The organism is candidate division TA06 bacterium B3_TA06, assembly GCA_005223075.1.
Lineage (GTDB): Bacteria > Hydrothermota > Tepidihabitantia > B3-TA06 > B3-TA06 > B3-TA06.
The window spans coordinates 1-6040 of the sequence record NJBO01000042.1; the positions used below are offsets into that span (position 1 = coordinate 1).

5 protein-coding genes and 1 tRNA gene are annotated in these 6040 nt (G+C 50.4%); all 6 read right to left on the reverse strand.

Features of this window, described 5'->3' with window-relative positions; all coding sequences use genetic code 11:
• Positions 1–170: hypothetical protein (locus CEE36_11535; protein ID TKJ36537.1), on the reverse strand; the 170-nt coding region annotated here is incomplete at its 3' end.
• 31 nt (positions 171–201) lie between these two features.
• Positions 202–274 (reverse strand) — tRNA-Thr (locus tag CEE36_11540).
• A 256-nt stretch (positions 275–530) separates the two neighbouring features.
• Positions 531–1349, reverse strand: a complete 819-nt coding sequence (locus tag CEE36_11545; GenBank protein TKJ36538.1) for a hypothetical protein — start codon at positions 1347–1349, stop codon at positions 531–533.
• Between the two features lie 18 nt (positions 1350–1367).
• Positions 1368–3116 (reverse strand): hypothetical protein, encoded by a 1749-nt coding sequence (locus CEE36_11550; GenBank protein ID TKJ36539.1) that lies wholly within the window; start codon positions 3114–3116, stop codon positions 1368–1370.
• 62 nt (positions 3117–3178) lie between these two features.
• On the reverse strand, positions 3179–4453 hold the full coding sequence (locus CEE36_11555) for a serine protease (protein TKJ36540.1): 1275 nt from the start codon (positions 4451–4453) through the stop codon (positions 3179–3181).
• Between the two features lie 238 nt (positions 4454–4691).
• Positions 4692–5228, reverse strand: coding sequence for a hypothetical protein (locus tag CEE36_11560; GenBank protein ID TKJ36541.1), 537 nt, complete (start codon positions 5226–5228; stop codon positions 4692–4694).
• Between the last annotated feature and the right edge of the window lie 812 nt (positions 5229–6040).

Here is a 6040-nt window from a genome sequence, read left to right on the forward strand (position 1 = left end):
TTCTCCTCAGGCGCCTTGTCAATCTCATCAAAAGGCGTAAATTTAGCTCCGCCCGCAAAGCCCAACACCTTGGTTATCGCCGCTGTCAACGTGGTCTTACCGTGATCCACGTGACCTATAGTTCCTACGTTTATGTGCGGCTTCGATCTGTCAAACTTGGCCTTCGCCATTTGCTTTCCTCCTTGCAAGATTACGTTTACAAGCCCACGGCCAGAATTGAACTGGCGACCTCATCCTTACCAAGGATGTGCTCTGCCGACTGAGCTACATGGGCGTTTTGCAAAATCACAAGACGAACTTAAATTATATAGATTCCTCTGTCTTTGTCAACCCTAGCGAATCAGCATTACATGGTCTCTTCGCCCCCAGAAGAGCCTCTGGAACGAAACCTCCTCTCGTGTCCCTTGATTTACTCCAGATGTAAAATAATAGTGGATTTAACGCCCATGTCAAGGCTGTGTAGTTCGTGCGCCGATAGATAGTTACCTCGGTTGATAAAGGTTTTGGGAAAAGCGACTCCGAATAAAACCCTATATTCTCCCATAGCCCTTCAGCAGACGCAAAGCCTCAAGGACAGCCTGCACCTCGTAGCCCTCCTCCCCTTCTTCGGGCTGCCAGCTTCCATCTGTTTCCTGTTTACTCTCAAGTGCAGTAATACAGCGACTTACAAGAGGATGGGAAGCTTCGAGAGCCGCATCGCGAAGGCACCGCAGAAGCCAACATAGATACCCTGCATCCCACTCCTCAGCCCTGCATTCAGATTCGGTTACTGCAAGAGCCTTTCTGAACGGCTCGGAGTCTTTACCAGGATAGTAGGCAAATAGAACCAGCGCGTCCCAGGTAGCGCGAAGATAGCCTGTAAGCCTGCCTGAGGACTCCTGATGAGCCATGAGGAACTCCGCTGGGCAGGCTTTGCTTTTCGGGGACTCAGCAAAACCGAAGCGAAAGAGCCGGTGAGCACAATATGCCGTGAGCCAAACACGTGTCTTGAGCCTGCCTGGTGTGAGCCAGTCAGGTGGATCAAGCTCTTTGATCTCCTCAACCTCGTCCCAGCCGCCGTCAGGTCTCTGATGTCTGAATATGAACTCAATCGCCCGATCGAGCATCTCATCGGTGCGGATCGATAAGTCGTCGAACCAGCTCAGCAGGTAGGCCGTATCGCAGACCGTGCTCACGCTGCGCCCGGGCAGCCAGTACGAGAACCCACCATCCGCAAACTGAAGCTGAGAAAGTTCTTCAAGAACCGATTTAGGACAAGGCTCCTGGTAAAGGATAGAAGCCAGCCTTGCCTTTTCTATGGCATCACCGCGCGATTGGACATAAGAGATTGCTTTATCGATACTTACCATTATCCTCCTAATGTGATGTTATCTCAGCAGGATCACCTTACGGATAGCCGATCGAGCGCCCAATGAAATGCGGATGAAGTAGACACCGGTTGGTGCAGTATCACCCCAGGTGATTGTACCGGAAGCGTCAACAGACTTCAACTCATCCACCTTGCGACCTGCGACGTCGAAGATAGAGGCGGAAAAGCCCTGCGGGTAGTTGGAGTATTTAAGGATGATCTTCGGTCCGCAGGAGGAGATAAGTCCCCAGGAGGGTGAGGCTTGTGCAGGTTTATCCTCGATAACACCGGTGTAGGGCGTGCCCTGGAAGGAAACGGTCTTAGGGTTGGTTGACCAGAGGGGTTCTTCATCCTTGGTGGTGTAGAAGCTGGCCACGTATCGGGAGCTATCGTCGCACATCCACTCTGAGAACTTTATCAAGATCGAGTCGCCCGGTTCAACCTCGTAGCTCACCCAGTATTTGACGTGGTAGGGCGGTGAAAGATAGGCACAAGCCGCCGAATCCCCGGACCAAGGCCATATCTCGCAGTGGCAGTAGAAGTCCTGGATAGGATATGTGCCGGTGTTCTTGAACCAGGCCGCAGGTATCATATAATCAACGGTGTCACCCTCTTGAGGATTTAGGATTTCCCTGGGCTCACCCTCGTACCACACCGTATCGCCGTACTCGTTGGTCTTGAGAAGCCATAAGTCGCCTCCCCCCGGCCCTCCACGATTCCGCTCTCCCGCGATTATATAACCACCGTCTTCAGTCTGATGTACCGAGTAGCCCCAAGCCACATAGTCTTCACCATATTCCCAAGTCCAGAGGGTATCGCCCACTGAATCTGTCTTGATGAGCCAAAGGTCTCCTGATGGATAATACCACCCTTTTACCCCACTAATAATGTAGCCGCCGTCAGTGGTTTTCCCAACAGAACATCCCATATCCAAATCTAGAGTTCCCCAGCTGCGCGTCCACAAAGTGTCACCCGTCGAATCTGTTTTTATCAGCCAAAAATCAAAGCCTGCTACATCTTGTTCTAAGCTTCCTACGACTACATAACCGCCATCAGAGGTCTGCTGGGCATATGGCCCCGAAAACAATAAAATACTTTTACCGAACTTTTTACTCCACAGGCTATCACCATTAGCATCAGTTTTCATCAACCACAGCTGGCTTTCACCGGTTATCCCCGCAATTCCGCTTATAATATATCCACCGTCGGAAGTTTCACAAACCGAGGTTCCCTTGCCCTGAATATCGTCTCCCCCATAGGGTTTCGTCCATAGGGTGTCCCCAAGTGAATCCGTCTTCAGAAGCCATAGATCCTGTTCATAAGGATTCGGCAAGTCGTCATCTTTGCATCCTACGATAATATAGCCTTCGTCCGTAGTCTGACGTACGCACCTGCCCCAATCTTTACCTTCTTCCCCGTATGTTTTAGCCCAAACGCTATCGCCTGAGGCATCGGCCTTAAGCAGCCACAGGTCATTTTCTAAACTGCCGACCAGGATATAACCACCACCTGAGGTCTGCTGTACCCATCTTCCTGAACCATCGTAGATTCGTGTCCACAGGGTGTCACCCCACCTGTCGGTTTTAAGGAGCCAACATAAGACCCCATGGGTAATTCCGCTTACGATGTAGCCCCCGTCGGTAGTGGACTGAATGCAATAGGCGTAATCATCGTAATTCTCATAACCATAAGTCTTCGTCCAGCCGTAGCTTGTTAAAGGAACCACCACAATTGCTGCGGTGATTATAAAAGGCTTTAAGAACTTCACCGTCCACCTCCTTATGTTAGTTTGCACTAAAAGGATAGTCCATCCCCCCCGCTTGTCAAGGGTCAGGAGTCCTCGCGCTCGACCTTGAGCGTCATGCCGTCCATATCCACAACCTTGACCTTTGTGCCCTTCTTGATCTTGCCGGATGCGGCAACAGCGGTCCAGTACTCGCCGCGGATGTAGACCGAGCCCTCGGGGTCAAGGTCACTTCGCGCCTCGCCCACTAACCCTACCATTCCCCTCTGGCCTGTGGTGGGTTTGCGCACGTGGGTTCTGACCGCAAGCCAGATTATGAGTACGAACAACGCAACAACAAGCCCCATAATGGTGATTATCACAGGCCAGGATATCCCGTAAAACGAAGGGGTTGACTGAAACATAAGCAACGTTCCTAAAACCAACGACACTATCCCTCCTATGGTTAGCATCCCATATGAGGTGATCTTCACCTCCAGGATGAAAAGTATAAGTGCCACGGCAATAAGCGCCAACCCTGCGTAATTGATGGGCAGCACCTGAAGTCCGTAGAACGCAAATATCAAAGCGATTATACCGACAACGCCAGGGATGATAGAACCGGGATTCTGAACCCACGCTATAACCCCGTAGATGCCGATCATTAAAAGGATGTAGATAAGGTTCGGGTTGGCCAGCACCCGCAAGAGCCTCTCGTACCAGCGCAAACCGATCTCGATCTCCTCGGCGTCGGCGGTTTGCAAAACCACCTCGCCCTCGGGCATCTTGACCTTATGACCGTCGAGCTTTTCGAGTAGTTCTTCGAGTGAAGAAGCGATGTAGTCGATAAGTCCCAGCTCGAGCGCCTGGTTGGCAGCCGCTGAGATTGACTCGCGCACCGCGCGTTCTGCCCAGTCAGGGTCTCTGCCTCGCTCCTCGGCGAGCGATCGGATAAAAGCCACCGCATCGTTCTCTATCTTGCCCATCATGATCGAGTCGGGTTGCTGGCCTCCCATGGCCACCGGATGAGCCGCACCCATGTTGGTGCCCGGAGCCATGGCCGCCACGTGAGCGGAGAGCATGATGAATACCCCTGCCGAGGCAGCGCGGCCACCCACAGGATAAACGTAACCCACCACAGGGATATCCGAGGCCATGATCTTCTTAACGATCCTGCGCATGGACTCGTCCAGCCCGCCAGGGGTGTCGAGCTTGAGCAGGATGAAGTCAGCATCAAGCTCCTCGGCTTTATCTATGCCGTTGGCGATGTAGCGATCGGACACCGGGCCTATGGTCCCCTCGAACTCAAGCACCACGTACTTGCTCGCAGCAGGATAGGCCAGAACGGGCAGGAGGAATAAAAGGAGCCGAAAGTGTCTCATCGTTATAGCTTAGCCCAAAATCTTAAAGAGTCAAGCAGTCTACTTGGATGCGTTGTCGTGACTGAGGCGATGGTTTAACATAGTAATCCCCCCTTTATCCCCCCTTAGCAAGGGGGGCTTGGGAGGTTGTCCCCCCTTCTATAAGGGAGGTAGCCGCTCCCTAGGAGCGGACGTAGGGATTCAACGTTACTTCCACCATAAGGTTCACGGACCTAAAGCTCGATCCCTATGAGACTTGTCATTTCAAGAAGTCGTTGTGAATGAGATGCATCAAAAATCTTGCTATCCCCTTCTCTTTGCCAACTATGTGTGAATCCGGATATTTCTCTTTGAGTACTTCGATTAAGCGTTTAATAACATCATTTACTTCCATCAGCTCAATTCCATTTTCGACACAAAACTTATGCAACCTATCCCAAGGGCCATTCCCTCTGCTCTTTTCCGGTTTGCCAGTCGTGACAAAAATCTTCTTCACTCTAATTTTACCTTTGTCCAAAAAGGGGTATTTCCCGAAGATATGAGTTGGAGCGTAATGGAATCTATCTTTTAGCCGGTCAAATCCTTTCTGCTCATTCTCTTTGGAAGGACCCCACCAAGATTGGCACTCTATATGTATCAACTCATCACCTTTGATGGCTATGACATCAATATCTGAATGCCCCGGAACTCGGCGATTTGCCGTTTTCGGCATTGGTAAGTCTTCATTTTCAACAACCATATACCCCTCCAACTTATAGAGATGGGAAATGATGTCTTCTACCCAATTTAAACCCATGCTTATTCTCCTTCTGAGAGATTCGATTAATAACTCTTCACTCTTTTCTTTGTTCTCCCGTCAGTGTTCTTGGCATGGCGAAGGAACCAACAGTAAAACAAAGGCAAAAACAGCTCCTATGCGGATGGTTCAACAAAGCCATTGTTTTTCGCAACTTCTTTTTCAGAAGCCGCCATGCCAAGATGTATTAAATTTAGTCCAAAGTTGATTCTTGTCAAGCTCTATCAAGGTTGACGCTCACCAAATTTTCGCTAGAGTTGCAGAATGGCTAATCAACGGAGTTCAACAAAACCGGCACTGCGAGCGTCACGATTTTGAGGAGTTGTTTTGATCCATAGCACACGTAATCCACACAGAATCTGCACCTGGGATAAGGAATCCTCCCTTGCAGGAGCTACTACCCACAACACATCCATAACTCCGCCTACATCTATATAACGTTCGTTAAGAACAGATTCAACTTGACACCCCACCAAAAGTTGTGTATATTTAGACAACGCAAGTTAAACGACAGTCTCGCCGTCCGAGAAGAAGACTAACATGAGACGCAGTTGGTTGCGTAGTACACATTATGCGTGGAAATTTCCACGAGATAGCGGGACAGAATCCTGGTCCTGTGGAATATTTGGTATTTATTCTACAGGGCTGGCTGTGAGGCACTCAAAAGGAGGATAGAATGAAAAGCTTATTGAAGGCGTTGTGCGGGTTGGCTCTTGCTTTTGGCTTGATATGGGCCAACACCTATGACGGTCCGGCTATCATCTGGGAGAAGACCTACGACTCAGGCGCCAAGGATGTGCCCTCGGGTGTGG

Coding starts and splice junctions, on each gene's coding strand:
- CEE36_11555 (TKJ36540.1), bottom strand. CDS start 4,453: ATGAGACACTTTCGGCTCCTTTTATTCCTCCTGCCCGTTCTGGCCTAT.
- CEE36_11545 (TKJ36538.1), bottom strand. CDS start 1,349: ATGGTAAGTATCGATAAAGCAATCTCTTATGTCCAATCGCGCGGTGAT.
- CEE36_11560 (TKJ36541.1), bottom strand. CDS start 5,228: ATGGGTTTAAATTGGGTAGAAGACATCATTTCCCATCTCTATAAGTTG.